General features: G+C 68.3%; 1 pseudogene. It reads right to left on the bottom strand.

The features are described from left to right. Nucleotides 1-953, bottom strand: a pseudogene (locus tag AZE13_RS33480) (histidine kinase); the annotation flags it as partial.

Here is a 953-nt window from a genome sequence, read left to right as displayed (position 1 = left end):
GTGGCGTTCACCCCCCGGGCGAAGGCGAGCAGGGCGGAGGGGATGTCCTCGCCCATCACATGGTGGAAGGTGCCGCCCAGGTCCTCGATCAGGGTGCGCTGGACGGCGAGCTCCTTGGGCGAGCCGGAGGCCAGTCCGTCACTGCGGCTTATGTAGACCGCCAGTACCTCACCGCCGGCGCCCTTCTCGGCGAGACGGGCGGCACGCCGGATGAGCGTACGGCCCTCGGGCCCGCCGGTCAGACCCACGACGATGCGCTCCCGGGAGCCCCAGATCTTCGAGACCCGGTGTTCGCGCCGGTACTCCTGGAGGTACTCGTCGACCCGGTCGGCCACCCACAGCAGTGCCAGCTCCCGCAGCGCGGTGAGGTTGCCGGGCCGGAAGTAGTTCGACAGCGCCGCGTCGACCTTGTCCGGCTGGTAGATGTTGCCGTGCGCCATACGCCGCCGCAGCGCGTGCGGCGACATGTCGACCAGCTCGATCTGATCGGCGCGCCGCACCACCTCGTCGGGCACGGTCTCCCGCTGCCGCACCCCCGTGATCGACTCCACGACGTCACCGAGGGACTCCAGATGCTGGATATTGCACGTGGAGATGACGTGTATGCCCGCGGCCAGCAACTCCTCGACGTCCTGCCACCGCTTGGCATTGCGCGAACCCGGAACGTTGGTATGCGGCAGCTCGTCGACGAGCGCCACCGCGGGGGCGCGCTCCAGCACCGCATCCACATCCATCTCCGTGAAACGGGTGCCGCGGTACTCCATTTCCCTGCGCGGAATCTGCTCCAGCCCGTGCAACATCACCTCGGTACGCGGCCGGTCATGATGCTCGACAAAAGCCACCACACAATCCGTACCGCGCTCCACCCGACGATGCGCCTCGGACAGCATCGCGTACGTCTTGCCGACACCCGGCGCCGCGCCGAGGTAGATCCGAAGCTTGCCGCGTGCCAA

Origin of the sequence: Streptomyces sp. NBRC 110611 (assembly GCF_001590865.1) — a bacterium.
In the GTDB taxonomy this organism is placed as follows: Bacteria; Actinomycetota; Actinomycetes; order Streptomycetales; family Streptomycetaceae; genus Streptomyces.
This window is presented reverse-complemented; position numbering and strand designations above follow the sequence as displayed.